This is a genomic window from Streptomyces atratus (assembly GCF_900119365.1).
Lineage (GTDB): Bacteria > Actinomycetota > Actinomycetes > Streptomycetales > Streptomycetaceae > Streptomyces > Streptomyces atratus_B.
Window position 1 is genome coordinate 73,269 of the sequence record NZ_FPJO01000023.1, and the last position, 13,523, is coordinate 86,791.

Sequence of the window (13,523 nt, forward strand, 5' to 3'; positions counted from 1 at the left end):
TGTCTGGAGTTGTCGCGGCGAGCATATGCCAGCGAACCCGCATGAAATCCAGCCCAGTTGCCCCATGTCACCCGAGTGAGTGACGAGGTCGGGTTTGGGTGGGGAGGGTAATTTCCCCAGGTCCTTAAAAGCTTTATGCGTCGTGGAGCGCGGGGACGTGGGGCACCGGGTCGTGGGTTTCCGCGACCCGGTGGAGCGGTCGTGGTACGAGGTCGAGTTCGGCCCAGATCGTCTTGCGCGGGACGGGTCCGACGTCGATGCCCCAGCGGTCGGCGAGTGCCTCGACGATGAGGAGTCCGCGACCGCTCCCGCCTGCTGGTCGGGGGTGGACACGGCGGGCAGTTGCTCGCCCCGGGTGTCGGTCACCTCGATCCGCAGGAGCTCGTCGCGGTGGGTGGTGAGGCCGAGTTGGAAGTTCTGGCCCGGTACACGGCCGTGGACGGCGGCGTTGGCGGCCGGCTCGGCGACGATGTGCGCGGCCGGTTCGCAGACGATCCCCCAATCGCCCAGATGCGCTGTGGCCAGGAGGCGGGCGAGCCTGGCACCCCGGCGGGTGGGGGAGAGCAACACGGTGAACTGCCGGACGGGAGCGGAATGTTCGGTTCGGGTGATTTCTTGGGTCACGTCACTCAGCGTGGCTGCGCATGCATACCGTGAACAGCAACGAGCCCCTTACGTACGGCGATTGTCCCGTGCTTGTCCAGTGCTGTCCCGGCTGTCCGGGGTGACGTGTCGGGGAGACCGGGGGTTGAGCCAAGAACGGCAAAACGCGTCGGAAGTGAGGCACGGATGAGCGTGGATGAGACCGGTACGGAACGCGGCGACGCCGGGGCGGACGAGTCGGGCTGGGATGTCGATCCCGATGACGAGTCGGGGGCGGCCGTGGTCGCGGCGGTGGGCCGCCAGATCAAGGCGTGGCGGGAGGCGGCGGGGCTGCGGGCCGGCGAGTTCGGGGCCGCGATCGGGTACGGGGAGGACCAGATCTACAAGGTGGAGGGCGGTCGCCGCATCCCTCGCCCGGAGCTCCTGGACAGGGCGGACGAGGTGCTCGGGGCGCGCGGGAAGATCGCGGCGATGAAGCAGGACGTGGCGGAGGTCCGGTACCCGAAGAAGATCCGGGACCTCGCGAAGCTGGAGGGGCGAGCCGTCGAACTGTCGGCGTACGGGGACCACAATTTGCACGGGCTGCTTCAGACGGCAGAGTACGCACGGGCGTTGTTCGAGATGCGACTGCCGCCGTACGAGCCGGACGAGATCGAGCGGGCCGTTGCGGGACGTATGGCCAGGCAGGCGATCTTCGAGCGAGCCCCGGCTCCCGCGCTCAGTTTTGTGCAGGAGGAAACGACGTTGAGGCGCCCGCTCGGGGGCACAATGGTTCTGCGTCGGCAGCTCGAACACCTCCTGTTGGTCGGACAGTTGCGGAATGTGTCGATCCAGGTCATGCCAACTGCCCGAGAGGAGCACGCCGGAATGCAAGGGGAGACGCAGGTGCTGAAGTTCAAGGACGGTACGGCCATGGGGCGGTCGGAAGGGGCGTTCAACGGTCGGGCGGTCTCCGATCCGAAGCAGCTCCGAATCCTTGAGCTGCGGCATGGCATGATCCGGGCCCAGGCTCTTACTCCGCGTGAGTCGTTGGCCTTCATCGAGCAACTTCTGGGAGAAACATGATCAGCGAGCTCTCCGCCAGGGGCGGCCACGAGCTGGAGTGGCACAAGAGCAGCTACAGCAGCAACAGCAGCGAGGCCGACTGCGTCGAGGTCGCCGCGGCCCCCGGTGCGGTTCACGTCCGGGACTCCAAGAACGCCCAAGGCCCACGCCTCGCCTTCGGCCCCAACGCCTGGGCGGGCTTCGTCTCGTACGCGGCCGAGCACTGATCCCGCTCGGCCGCCGGCCCTGACGGGACGACTCCCGTCAGTCCTCCGCGTCCTCCTCGCTCTCCCCGTCGAAGCGGTCGAGGGCCGCCTCCGTGCGGGCGCGGAACATCGCGGTCCCGCGATCGTCGCGGAGGATGATCTCGTCGTGCGCGTACCAACGTGAGCCCGGCTGCTGGCTGATCGGGTACTCCGGGAACGGCAGGCGCCGGAAGGTGGCGGCGATGTCCTCGGGCAGGCCGGTGTCGTCGTCGGGGGTCACCCATCCCATCAGGTCTTCATCGGCGCACAGGGCCTCGGACAGGACGATCTCGACGAACGCGACGCTGACCCGGCCCAGCCACGCGGCCCAGTCGTCGGCGGTGGGCCCGACGAGGTCGGCGCGTACGACGACCGGCGGGTCCTCCTGGTCGAGGTCCGTGACGCGTATGCCCCAGTAGGCGCAGGACTGGTTCTCGACGCGGAAGACCAGCACGCCGCGGTCCTCGTCCAGGTAGAGGTCCTGCGGGGCGAGCAACGTGTCCTGATTGTCAGTCAGGTCCTTGCGTCGTCCGAGCAGTTGGTGGGCCTCGCGCAGCGCCGTGGGCAGGGGCAGGCCGAGCCGGGCCTGTGCCGCGTCGAGATCGGCGGGGGCGTAGCCGTCGGTCCCGGTGAGGGGGCGTTGGCTCCAGTCGCGGGCGAAGGCGCGGATGAAACGCCATGCTGCCGGTCTGTCGGGCTGCTCTCCGGTGGCCGCGGTGAGTGCGTCGAGATCGAGCATGAGGTTCGGGGGCTGGGGCTCCTGGATCATGCGTGCGACTGTAGGCGCCGCCACTGACAGCATGAGCGAACAGCAGCAGGGCCCGGACGGCGAACCGTCCGGGCCCTGCTGCGAGGCGTCGTCAGTTCTCGGTGACGGTGACCTTCTCGTCGTTGTTGAGCTGCTCCACCAGCTGCTTGACCTTGGTCTTGTCCCAGAGCACGTTGCCGTTCCTGAAGCCCGCGACCGGCATGTTCATCGACTTGCCGTCGCCGCCCGTGACGTCCTTCATGGCGAAGAACATCTGGCTCAGGGACCAGATCGACATGTCCTCGTCCACGATCAGGGTGTCCAGGCCGGCGCCCATCGTCGGGTACAGCTTGAACGGGTTGAGGATCGTGGAGGGCGTCGCCGTCTGGCTCGCCAGCGCCGCGAGGAACTTCTGCTGGTTCTTCGTACGGGCCAGGTCCGCCTCGGCGAAGGCGTACCGGGTGCGGACGAAGGCCAGCGACTGCTCGCCGTTCAGCGTCTGCTTGCCCGCCTGGAAGTCGGCGCCGGACTTCTTGTCCTTGAATGCCTTGGGGATGTCCAGCTCCACGCCGCCGATCGCGTCCACGATCTTCGCGAAGCCGCCGAAGCCGATCTCGACATAGTGGTCGATGTGCAGGCCGGTGTTGAACTCGACGGTGCGGACGAGGAGTTCGGGGCCGTCCATGGCGTACGCGGCGTTCAGCTTGGTGAAGCGGCCGCGGCCCGGGTAGAGCTTGCCGGAGTCGGAGCCCTTGAACGAGGGGATCTCGACGTTCGAGTCGCGCGGCAGGGAGATCAGCGTCGGCCCGTTGGATCCGTCGTGCAGGATCATCATCGAGTCGGTCCGCTTGCCCTCCGCGGAGCCCGTGTGGAGCTTCTTCTTGTCCTCGGCCGTCATGCCCTCGCGGCTGTCGGAACCGACGATCAGGTAGTTGGTGCCGTCACCGCTCTCCGGCCGCTCGATGACCTTGGAGAGGTCCACCTCGCGCTTGAGCTTGGAGTCGGCCCAGAAGTACGTGCCTATGGAGACCCCGAGGACCACGACCACCAGGGTCAGCGAGCCTATCTTGATCCGGCGGCGCCAGTCGGGCGCCGAGCGTCCCTGGGCGTAACCGCCGCCCTGGCCGCCGCCCTGGCCGCCGCCATGGCCGTTGCCCCGGCCGCCGCTGTAGACCTGGCCCGTGTTGTAGCCGCTGTCGTACGCTCCGGCGTCGTCATGGCCGCCGGCGTACTGCTGCGGCTCGCCCTGGCGCTGCCGGGGCGGGGCCGGGCGGTGCCGGGGCGGGGCGGGAGGGCGCTGGACGTGCCGCATGACGCGGGCGCCCTCGGGCCGCTCGCCGGAGCTGCCCTGCCCGTAGCGGTTGTTGCCACGGTTGTCGTCGGACGATCCCTCGGGCCAATCGTTCATGCGGTCCAGTGTGCAGGCCAGGTGTGCTGGTATTACAGGGGGTGCGGGAAATCGCATCAGGGCTGTTGCGAAGCTGATGCATTGCGGCCGGACGGAAGCCCCCGCATAAGGTGGACGGTATGACAGATCAGGCCCCGCGCCCGGAGGGCGACATTCCGGGCAAGCCGACCGCCGCTTCCCGGACCACCCTCAGCCACATCATGACCGGCAACGACACCAATCTGCTGGGCACGGTGCACGGTGGCGTGATCATGAAACTGGTCGACGACGCGGCGGGCGCCGTGGCCGGCCGGCACTCCGGCGGCCCCGCCGTGACGGCCTCGATGGACGAGATGGTCTTCCTGGAGCCGGTCCGCGTCGGTGACCTCGTGCACGTCCGCGCCCAGGTGAACTGGACCGGCCGCTCCTCGATGGAGGTCGGCGTCCGGGTCATGGCCGAGCGCTGGAACGAATCCACCCCCGCCCAGCAGGTCGGCAGCGCCTATCTGGTGTTCGCCGCGGTCGACGCGGACGGCAAGCCGCGCCCCGTACCGCCGGTGATCCCGGAGACGGAGCGCGACAAGCGGCGCTACCAGGAGGCGCAGATCCGGCGCACCCACCGCCTCGCCCGCCGCCGCGCGATCAGGGAGCTGCGCGAGAAGCGCGCGGCGGAAGGCATCGAGGACTGAGTCCCGCAAGCCGCGCCACCGCGGTCACGGGCAGGCCACCTGGTCGCCCGTGACCGTGTCGAACTCGCCCTTGTCGGCCTCCTCGGCCCGAACCCGTTGCACCGTCTCGAACTCCGCGCCCGCCGTCACCCGCATCGTGGCGCCCTGCCCCGGCACCGCCCGCAGCTCGGCCCCGGGCAGCGCGACGGCCAGCGACTTCGCGGACCGGTCCCAGCGCGGGTCGTAGGTGATCAGCGTGTGCTTGAGACCGTGCAGCTCCCCGTTCAACGGGGTGCGCGTGGTGTCGAAGCCGGTGGCGCGCAGTGCGTCGTCGACCGTCTTGCCGAGCCCGTCCTTCGGGGTCCCGTTGTAGACCTGGACCCGGATCTGCCGGGGGTCGACGTCGACCTTCGCCGCCTTCGGCCGCTTGGGCCGCGCAGGGGCCAACGGCTTGTCCTCGCGCAGTGCCTGGAAGAGCTTCTTCGACTTCGCCGCGTCCCACTTGACCGTCGAGCCGATGCCCTTGACCGGGTAGGAGGCGTTCCCCACGGGCACGGAGGCGAACTCGGACGAGGTGGGGGAGAAGCCGCGCATCGCCTGGCCGAGCTCCAGCATCTGCTCCGTACCGAACCCCTTGTCCGCCCGGACCGAGCTCAGCATCGTCGAGGCGACGTCGCGGAACTTCACCGGATTGAGCAACACACCGCTGCTGGTCGCCTGCTTGATCAGCGAGGCGAGGAACTTCTGCTGGCGCTGCATCCGGCCCAGGTCGGCGGCCCCGTCGATGTGCCGGGAGCGTACGTACTGAAGGGCCTGGCCGCCGTCCAGCTCATGGGTGCCCGCGGCGAGGTCGAGACCGGTGTACGAGTCCTTCATCCGCCGGGTCGTGCAGATCTTCACCCCGCCCAGGGTGTCCACCGTCTTCATGAAGCTGGTGAAATCGACCTCCAGATAGTGGTCGACCTTGACACCCGTCATGTGCTCGACGGTCCGTACGGTCAGATTCGGCCCGCCCTCGGCATAGGCCGCGTTCAGCTTCAGCGGGTGCGCGGAGTGCTGCTTCCCGGTGTTCCGGTCGGTGTGCTCGGGGACCTCGGCGTAGCTGTCGCGGGGGAGCGAGACGATGCTCGCGCGCTCCTTGTCCGCCGACAGATGCACCAGCATGACCGTGTCGGTGCAGTTGCAGGGCGCACCGCCCAGCCGGTACTTCTGCTTCTCCTCCGGGGTGATCCGGTCGCGGCCGTCGGTGCCCACGAGCAACAGATTCGTGCCGTTGCCCGCGCGTGGCCGGTTCTTCATGTCCTTGAACGGATCGATCCGGTCGATCCCGGTCTCCAGATTGGTCACCACCGCATGGCCGATCCCGCCGGCTCCCAGCACCAGCACGGAGAGACCGGTCACCATCCGCATGCCCCAGCGTGGTCGCTCGTCCTGCTTTCTGGACCTGCGCTGCGGCGGAACCGCGCGGGACTGCGGCGGACGGGGGGAGCGGTGCGGCGTGGGCACTTGGGGGACCTCCGCGGTGCGAGGGGGACCGTTCGCACAGTAGGTCCATACGATCAACGGCCCGGTGCGCAACTCGGCGGGGGCGCGCCGGTGTCCCCCATTCGCGGTAACGTGGCGGCCGAATCATGCCGCCTGGTGGGGTGCGAACCCCCGGCGCTCCCGAGGACCACCCGAGGACCACCATGTCTGCCGCGCAGCACCCCGCCGTCTCCGTGATCATGCCGGTGCTCAATGAGGAACGTCACCTCAGGAACTCCGTCCGGCACATCCTGGAGCAGGAGTACGCAGGTGAGATGGAGGTGGTCATCGCACTGGGTCCCTCCACGGACCGTACGGACGAGATCGCCGCGGAGCTGGTGCGCGAGGACCCCCGGGTCCACACCGTCCCGAACCCGACCGGCCGCACCCCGGCCGCCCTCAACGCCGCGATCAAGGCCTCCCGCCACCCGATAGTCGTGCGGGTCGACGGCCACGGCATGCTCTCGCCGAACTACATCGCGACCGCCGTCCGCCTCCTGGAGGAGACCGGCGCGCAGAACGTGGGCGGCATCATGCACGCCGAGGGCGAGAACGCCTGGGAGGACGCCGTCGCCGCCGCCATGACGTCGAAGATCGGCGTCGGCAACGCGGCCTTCCACACCGGCGGCCAGGCGGGCCCGGCGGAGACCGTCTACCTCGGCGTCTTCCGCCGCGAGGCGCTGGAGAAGGCCGACGGCTACAACGTGGAGTTCATCCGGGCCCAGGACTGGGAGCTGAACTACCGCATCCGCGAGGCCGGCGGCCTGATCTGGTTCTCGCCCGAGCTGAAGGTGCAGTACCGGCCGCGCCCCTCCGTGCGGGCGCTGGCCAAGCAGTACAAGGACTACGGCCGCTGGCGGCACGTCGTCGCCCGCTACCACTCCGGATCGATCAACCTGCGCTACCTGGCGCCGCCCACCGCCGTCTGCGCGATCGCGGCGGGCATCGTGGCCGGCGCGGCCGTCACCCCGTGGGCCTTCGTCGTCCCCGCCGGGTACGCCGCGGCGATCGTGGCCGGTTCCGTACCGGCGGGCAAGGGCCTGTCGCTGAAGGCGCGGGCGCAGATCCCGGTGGCCCTCGCGACCATGCACATGTCGTGGGGGTACGGCTTCCTGACCAGCCCGCGCTCGCTCGCGAAGAAGGTCATCGCCAGCCGCCGCCCGGCCATGACCGTCTGAGAGCCGCCCGGTCGCAGGTCACCCGACAGGCCCGAGCACCACGAACACCGCGGGGGCCCTCCGATGTGCCGGAGGGCCCCCGCGGTGTGTCGTGTCCCGCTGCCTACCAGCCGAAGCCCGGCTGGACGTCCATGCAGGCCGTCTCGTCGTCGCCGTTGAGCGCCCGTGCGCTGTCCGGGGTCTTCTTCTCGGCGGAGGGCGCGTGGTAGTCGCCGTCCTCGCGCCAGTCGGCCCCCACGGTCAGCGTGATGCCCGAGACGTCGGTCGACTTCTTCACCGCCGACAGCGGGATGCCGAGCGCCTTGGCGACCGCCTGGGCGTTGCCCTCCATGTCCACGGTGGGGAAGAGGATCCCGGTCCGCTTCGCCGGCTCGGTGCTCTGCGCGTCGATCGCGGCCTGGGTGAAGCCCTTCCCGGTCAGCAGCTCCTTGACCGCCGAGGCGCGGCCCTTGGCCGGGTAATCGATCTCGGTACGCGTTCCGTTGCGGACGGTCACCGGGATCTCGGCCGGGGAAGCCGTGGGCTTCTTGGCGGCGGCCGGTGCCTTGCGCTTGGACGTCTTGCCGTCGAGCGGGATGTCGTCGCGGACCATCTGGAAGAGCTGGTCGGCGTCGCCGGGCTTGGGGAGCACCCGCTCCTTGAGCGTGCCCGTCCCGTAGACGTTCGGCATCGTCGTCATGGTGATGCGCTTGGTGGGCGCCTTCTTGAGCTCCTCCGCGAGGTCGTAGAGCTTCTTGACCGTGTCGAGGCCCTTGTCGACCGTCAGCGCGTTCGTCGCCGCCTCGGCGAGACCCATCAGCTTGCCCGGGTCGGTGAGCTTGGTGCCCTTGCGCAGCTCGCGGACCATCGAGTTCATGTACATGTGCTGGGCGTGGGTACGGCCGAGGTCGGTGCCGTCCTCGAAGCCGTAGCGGGTGCGCAGCCACTGGAGGGCCTGCTTGCCCTTGATCTTCGTGGTGCCCTTCTCCAGCTTCAGCCCGGAGCCCTTGCCCTCGCTCGTGTGCGAGTAGACGTTGCCCTTGACGCAGACCGGGACACCGCCGATCGCGTCCGCCATCGAGACCACACCGGCGAAGTCGATCATCATGAAGTGGTCGATGGTGATGCCGGTGAGCTCGTACCAGGTGGCCACGGAGCAACCGGGGCCGCCGCGGCCGAGCGTCTCATTGGTCATCGCCAGGCCGGTGGTCGCGGGGTAGACGCGCTTCGTCTCCGGGTCGGTGCACTTCGGGATCTTCAGCATCGTGTCGCGCGGCATGCTGATCACCGACATGTTGCTGCGGTCGGCGGAGAGGTGGAGCAGCATCTGTACGTCGGCCAGGGGCGGCGCCCCGAAGGTGTTCTTGGCCCCGCCGAGCTTCTGGTTCGCCTTGGAGTCCCGCGCGTCCGAGCCTATGAGCAGGATGTTCAGCGGGGTCTGACCGGCGGCATTGGCCTTGTGGTCGGCCATCTTCTTGTCGCCGAGGGTCAGATCGGCCTTCTTGAGATTGCCGTTGAGGTGCTCGTAGTAGAGGTATCCGGCGCCGGCGCCGCCGATTATGAGCAGCGCGGTCACCGACGCGACCCAGCGCAGCACCCGGCGTTTGCCCTTCTTGCCGCGTGGCTTGGGGCCACCGCGCCGGTGACCGCTCTCCCCGGAAGCGGCCCGCTGCTCCCCGGGGCCGGAGTCCTCGCTCTCCTCCGGCCCCTCCTCGTACAGCCCGTCGTCCCAGCCGAGTTGGCCGGCGTGCCGGACGCGTGGTCGCGTCCCCTCCCCGGGCGTACTGCTCCGTGCCACCAAGACCCCCCTGCTGCTCAGACTCGTGGTTCCGCGCAGTGACCCGGTGTCACTTGGCGCACTCTGCCTTGTCGGCGTTTGCTTGCTGAATGTCGGTCGGCACCTTTGCCGGCCCGGTGATGGGAGTACCCGCGCCCTTGAAGTCGTCCCCCAGGGTCAGCACCATCGCCTGGAGCCCTTCGGCGTCCGTGGTGCCCTTCTTCATGGCCGAGCCGGGCAGGCCCATCATGGCGGCCAGCGCGCGGGCCTGGTCCGCCTGGTTCGGCGCGTACTCCAGCGTCGTCTTCGCGGCCTTCGCCGGGGCGTTGGCCTTGTTGGTGGACTTGAGTACGCCCTGCTCGTTCTGGAGCCAGGTGACCGTCGCCTGCGCGGCGCCGGGCACCTTGCCGCCGTTGTACACATCGACGCGTACGTCGCCCGAGGCCGCCTTGGGGCCCTTGAGGAGCGCGTCCTGCTTGCTCTTCGCGGCCTTTTTCTTCGACTTCACCTCGGTCAGTGAGGTGTCGTCGCGCATCATGGCGAACAGCGGGTCGGACTTGGGCGGGTTCAGTACGACGGTGACCGGTGTCTTCTCGGCCGGGTTGTCCTTCACCGGCACCGTGGTGAAGGTGATGTTCTTCGTGTTGACCTTGCCGAGCTCCTGGGCCAGCGATGCCAGCTTCTTCCCCGTGCCGATGCCGGTGTCGACGGTGAGCGCCTTGGTCGCGGCGTCCGCCAGCTTGTACAGCTTGGGCAGGCTGGTCAGGGTCTCGTCCGACTGCATCTGCCGGATCATCGACGCGATGAACTGCTGCTGGACCTTGATCCGGTCCAGGTCGCCATGGTTGCCGAAGCTGTGCCGGGTCCGTACGAACGCCAGGGCTTCCTCGCCCTGGATGCGGTGCTCGCCGGCCGGCAGGTCCAGGTGCGAGTCCGGGTCCTTGACCGGCTTGGCCAGGCAGATCTCGACCCCGCCGACCGCCGTGGACAGCTCCTTCACCGCGTTGAAGTCGACCATCATGAAGTGGTCGACCTTCAGGCCGGTGATCTTCTCGACCGTCTCCATGGTGCAGCCGGCGTTCCGGCCCTCCTGGCCGAGGCTCTGGTTGAAGCGGACGTTCCGCGTACCGGGGATGACCTTCTCCGAGCCGTCCGGCTGCTTGGTCCTGCAGGCCGGGATGTCGGTGATCAGGTCGCGGGGGATGCTCAGCGCCGTCGCGTTGGTGCGGTCCTCGGAGACGTGGAAGAGGATGTTGGTGTCGGCGTGGCCCACGCTGTTCTTGTCGCCGTAGCCCTCGTTGCCCTTGCCGGTGCGCTTGTCGGTACCGATGATCAGGATGTTGATCGGGGCGTCGGTGTCGAAGACGTTCTTGTTGCCGGCCCCGCCCACGTCGACCGTGTTCAGGTTGCCGTTGAAGTGCTGGTACAACGCGTACCCGCCCACCGACAGGCCGACCAGCACGAAGGCCATCGTGCCGCCCGTCCACAGCAGCGCCTTCTTGCGGCGCGCTTTGGGGGCCTTGCGGCTGCGGCGGCCCGCCGGACCGGAACTCTCCTGGCCGCGCGCGCCGTTGGCCGAACGGCGGCTGCGCTGACCAGGTACCTCGCGGCTCGGACCGGACCCCTGACCCTCGCGTGGGGTATTCCGGCGGTCGCCCCTGCGCCCGCCGGAATCTTCCCGGACCGGCTCTCTGCTATGGGGAACACGCGCGCCGGAAGTACGGGAAGGGGCGTCCGAATCCCCTCCGGAATGATTCAGTCGCAGTTCGTAATCACCGGTGTGCGGGTTGAGGACCCACTGGTCTGCGGGGTCCATTCCGTCCGCCCGCCCACGGCTTTGCGCATCCACGGTTGCTTGAGTCCTCCGTCGGTGCCACGCGAGGCGCCTCCCCCGATCAGGCGCTCGATCTTTCGCTCCAGAAGTGCACGGCCTGGCGGCCGGCAGCACCGGATCGCGTCACACTATCGGCCCAGTTCGGCGTCGAGCGACGTGCGTGACAAATTCCACGGTCCTTACAACTGGTCATACTGCTCATTACACGCCGATCACCGGCTTCTGTTTGGGAATTGCTTTACTGCTTGCACAGGTCCGCCGCCGCGTTGTTGCCCGAATAAGTAGGCGTGGGGCTGGGGCCCGAGGCTTCCGGGGGATCGGTCGCGGCATTGTTTTTCCCGTTGTTCTTCTCGTCGTCACGTTTGAGCTCGTCCGCCGGGACCACGGCGACCGGATCGTCCTCACGCAGCCGCTTGAAGAGCCGGTTCGCATCGGGCTGTACGAGTTCGTCCCGGTTCCGGTTGGCGACGTAGGGCTGCCGGGGCACGGTCAGGAACTGCACCTTGTCGGTCGGTACGTTGCGCATGCCGCGCACCAGCTCGTACAGGTCCTTGAGGCTGTCGAGCCCCGGGTCGGTGGTCAGCGCCTTGGTGGCCGCGTCCAGCACCGGGTAGAGACGGGTCGGATTGAGCAGTACGCCGTCGCTCTGGACCTTGTTCACCAGCGCGCCCAGGAACTGCTGCTGGCGGTCCATCCGTTCGGTGTCGCTGCCGTTGCCGATCGACTTGCGGGCCCGTACGTACCCCAGCGCCTGCTCGCCGTCGAGCTTCTGGCGGCCGGCGGGGAGCTTCAGATGGGCGTCGGCGTCGTCGACCGGCTTCTTCAGGCAGACCTCGACCCCGTCCACGGCGTCGACCATGTCCTTGAAGCCGTTGAAGTCGACGACCATGTGGTGGTCGATCCGGACGCCGGTCATCTTCTCGACCGTACGGATCGTGCAGGCGGTGCCGCCGAGCTCGAAGGCCCAGTTGAACTGGGCGAATTGCTTCTTCGTGGCCGTACCGTCCGCGCTGTGGCAGACCGGGATGTCCACCATCAGATCGCGCGGCAGGGACATCGCCGTGGCGCTCTTCCGGTCCGCGGGGAGGTGGAGCAGGATCGTGGTGTCCGAGCGCTGGCTGCCGCCGTCGTCACGGCCGTACTTGCGGTTGTCGCCGGCCCGGCTGTCCGAGCCGATGAGCAGGATGTTCTCCGCGTTGTGCACCACGGAGGCGGGCCGCTCCCGCTCGTACGCCTTGAGTTCGGCGGCGGCGGACGTGTCGGTCCTGATGTTGCCGTCGAGCTTCCGGTACAGCCACGCGCCGACGCCCGCCGCGACCAGCACGACGAACGAGGCGCCGAGCGCGGTCCAGCGCAGCCAGTGGCGCCGGTGCCGGGCTCCGGTCACCGGCGTGGCGCCGGATCCGCTCCCGGGCCGCGACTTGTCCCCGCCCGCCGCCGGGTCGTCCGGCGGGCCGGCGCTTTCGCTCACGTCTGCGTCCATCCTTCACGTTCGGCGGCGCGTCGGGCCGCCGGTCGCAGGAGTAGACGGCTGAACCTCACGCTTGGTTGTGTCCTCGGTGGTCCGTAACGCCGATCATGTACCGGAGTTGAGGCGCAGCCCCCGAGGACTCGACGCGGTGTGGGCCGGAAGAGTGGTCCTCAGCGTGCTTGTCATACCGCGCTGTTGGTGACCCGCTCGCTCTCCACGCGCTTCGCCAGCCCCTCCTCGCCCAACTGCCCCAGGTGACGGCAGAGGACCACGGACCCACCGGCGGCCAGCGGCGCGAACAGCCCCGTGCTCAGCCCCTCCCAGCTGCCGTACGTACGTCCCGTGAGCAGCCGCGATCCGGCGGCCAGGCCGAGTGCGGCGGCATCCTCGCGGGCCCGTGCCACCAGTTGCGCCGAGGTCAGCTCGACGCCGTCCACCGCCAGCGCGGGGGCGTCCGGGTCCACCGGGGCGAAGGGGGCGAACCGGTCGCCCTGGCTCGGCACCTCGACCGCGTAGTCCGCGAAGCCCTCGGGCGCCTGCGGGAACCTGCCGCCCAGCGGGCGCAGTGCCAGGGCGACCCGCTCGCCCCGGCAGGCACGCGCGGCCTCCAGGGTGCCGGGGCCGCTGACGACGAGGTCGGCCGCGGCCGGGTCGCCCTGCACCTCGGCGACCACGCCGACCGAGGAACAGGCGAGCAGCCAGACCGCGGACTGCCAGTGCGCGGGCAGCAGGAGCGCGAGCCGGTCGCCCGGCTCGGCGGCGAGGTCGCCCTGCAGGAGATTCGCGGTCTTGGCCACCCAATTGGCGAAGGTGGCCACCGACAGTTCGACGCGCTCTCCGGTGGCGTCGTCGTAGAAAGTGACCAAGGGGCGGGCCGGGTCCGCGGCGAGCGCGGAACGCAGCAGGTCGGCAGGGGTGCGGTCGGTGGCGTTCATCCGCGCAAGAGTACGCGGCGGCGACCGGTCCGGCGGGAGGAGAAGGGTGCCGGGTGCACCGGTTCGGCAGACGGGCCGTCAATTGCGTCGGGACACCCCGGTGGCCGGAGTTGCCCGTGTATGCCCAGGA

11 protein-coding genes and 1 pseudogene are annotated in these 13,523 nt (G+C 69.2%); 4 read left to right on the forward strand and 8 right to left on the reverse strand.

Going from position 1 to position 13,523, the window contains the following annotated elements; genetic code table 11:
- Window positions 1–133: 133 nt before the first annotated feature.
- A pseudogene (locus BT364_RS43425) lies at window positions 134–624 on the reverse strand (ATP-binding protein).
- A 165-nt stretch (window positions 625–789) separates the two neighbouring features.
- On the opposite strand from BT364_RS43425, the gene BT364_RS29795 reads away from it, so the two are divergent.
- Complete coding sequence (locus tag BT364_RS29795; RefSeq protein ID WP_072488342.1) at window positions 790–1,668, forward strand: helix-turn-helix domain-containing protein; 879 nt, start codon at window positions 790–792, stop codon at window positions 1,666–1,668.
- Window positions 1,665–1,874, forward strand: a complete 210-nt coding sequence (locus tag BT364_RS29800) for a DUF397 domain-containing protein (RefSeq protein WP_072488343.1) — start codon at window positions 1,665–1,667, stop codon at window positions 1,872–1,874. The genes BT364_RS29795 and BT364_RS29800 overlap by 4 nt, the downstream gene beginning before the upstream one ends.
- Window positions 1,875–1,911: 37 nt before the next feature.
- Here the strand turns inward: BT364_RS29800 and BT364_RS29805 are convergent, their stop codons facing one another.
- Complete coding sequence (locus BT364_RS29805) at window positions 1,912–2,661, reverse strand: SMI1/KNR4 family protein (RefSeq protein ID WP_256260272.1); 750 nt, start codon at window positions 2,659–2,661, stop codon at window positions 1,912–1,914.
- A 91-nt stretch (window positions 2,662–2,752) separates the two neighbouring features.
- Entirely contained in the window at window positions 2,753–4,048 is a 1,296-nt protein-coding gene (locus BT364_RS29810) for an LCP family protein (protein ID WP_072488345.1), read from the reverse strand.
- 119 nt (window positions 4,049–4,167) lie between these two features.
- Here BT364_RS29810 and BT364_RS29815 point away from each other — a divergent pair, with 119 nt between their 5' ends.
- Window positions 4,168–4,716: an acyl-CoA thioesterase gene (locus BT364_RS29815; RefSeq protein WP_072488346.1), complete on the forward strand. Its 549-nt coding sequence runs from the start codon at window positions 4,168–4,170 to the stop codon at window positions 4,714–4,716.
- Window positions 4,717–4,740: 24 nt separating this feature from the next.
- On the opposite strand, the gene BT364_RS29820 is transcribed toward BT364_RS29815, so the two are convergent.
- Window positions 4,741–6,201, reverse strand: coding sequence for an LCP family protein (locus BT364_RS29820; RefSeq protein WP_442759028.1), 1,461 nt, complete (start codon window positions 6,199–6,201; stop codon window positions 4,741–4,743).
- Window positions 6,202–6,383: 182 nt separating this feature from the next.
- Between BT364_RS29820 and BT364_RS29825 the strand changes: the two genes are divergently transcribed.
- Window positions 6,384–7,397 (forward strand): glycosyltransferase family 2 protein, encoded by a 1,014-nt coding sequence (locus tag BT364_RS29825; RefSeq protein ID WP_072488348.1) that lies wholly within the window; start codon window positions 6,384–6,386, stop codon window positions 7,395–7,397.
- Window positions 7,398–7,500: 103 nt separating this feature from the next.
- On the opposite strand, the gene BT364_RS29830 is transcribed toward BT364_RS29825, so the two are convergent.
- The 4 genes from BT364_RS29830 to BT364_RS29845 all read right to left on the reverse strand — a co-directional run bounded on the left by BT364_RS29830 (window position 7,501) and on the right by BT364_RS29845 (window position 13,393).
- Window positions 7,501–9,174 (reverse strand): LCP family protein, encoded by a 1,674-nt coding sequence (locus BT364_RS29830; protein WP_072488349.1) that lies wholly within the window; start codon window positions 9,172–9,174, stop codon window positions 7,501–7,503.
- Between the two features lie 49 nt (window positions 9,175–9,223).
- Window positions 9,224–11,002, reverse strand: coding sequence for an LCP family protein (locus BT364_RS29835; RefSeq protein WP_177328285.1), 1,779 nt, complete (start codon window positions 11,000–11,002; stop codon window positions 9,224–9,226).
- Window positions 11,003–11,225: 223 nt separating this feature from the next.
- The gene (locus tag BT364_RS29840) at window positions 11,226–12,470 is read right to left on the reverse strand and encodes an LCP family protein (protein WP_072488351.1); all 1,245 of its coding nucleotides are present in this window, start codon (window positions 12,468–12,470) and stop codon (window positions 11,226–11,228) included.
- Window positions 12,471–12,640: 170 nt separating this feature from the next.
- Window positions 12,641–13,393 (reverse strand): TIGR03089 family protein, encoded by a 753-nt coding sequence (locus BT364_RS29845; RefSeq protein WP_072488352.1) that lies wholly within the window; start codon window positions 13,391–13,393, stop codon window positions 12,641–12,643.
- Window positions 13,394–13,523: the final 130 nt, after the last annotated feature.